1 protein-coding gene is annotated in these 649 nt (G+C 56.4%); it reads left to right on the forward strand.

Going from position 1 to position 649, the window contains the following annotated elements; all coding sequences use genetic code 11:
• Positions 1-253: 253 nt before the first annotated feature.
• Positions 254-649: DUF2092 domain-containing protein (locus MAXJ12_RS34195; RefSeq protein WP_040589822.1), on the forward strand; the 396-nt coding region annotated here is incomplete at its 3' end.

The raw sequence follows: 649 nt of genomic DNA on the forward strand, positions 1-649 counted from the left end.
GAGCGCGAACGTGCCTGGCTGGAAGAAAATGAGCCGGACTTGGTCAAGAACTTGCGGCTGGAGGTCTCGACGAGATTTGCCCGTTCGGAAGACGCCGAGTTTTTCATTGGCTCGTTGAAGAAAGCAGGCCTCGACATTAAGGACTGACTCTCTCCCGGCTCAGCCAAATTCTGTCTGTATGTTACAGTAAATTACCTCCCGCCTGGAAGCAAAATGCGCCAACGTTCGCGTCAGAAGTCATCTGGAGGCGGTAATGAGATGTCATGTCGGCAAAGCTGGGGTTCTAGTAGCCCTGTTCTTGGCTTCCTTTTCGGTCCACAGTGCCTTTGCGCAGGCTGAAGTTGAGGCAGACGCCGCTAAGGTTCTGGGCGCGATGTCGGAGTATCTCGGCTTGCTCGAACGCTTTTCCGTGGACTACGACGTGGAGACGGAGGTCGTGTCTTACGACGGGCAGAAGCTGCAGTTCGCCAGCTCGGGTGAGATAAAGGTGCAAAGGCCCGACAAGCTCCACGCCTCGCGCAAAGGCGCGGTCGCCGATCTGGAACTGATCCTTGATGGCAGCGCGCTGACCCTCTACGGCAAAAAAGCGAATGCGTTCTTCCAGCTGCCAGCCACTACCATCGACCAAGCCGTTGATGCCCTTCGCAAC

The sequence above is a fragment of the Mesorhizobium alhagi CCNWXJ12-2 genome, from assembly GCF_000236565.1.
GTDB classification, from domain to species: Bacteria; Pseudomonadota; Alphaproteobacteria; order Rhizobiales; family Rhizobiaceae; genus Allomesorhizobium; species Allomesorhizobium alhagi.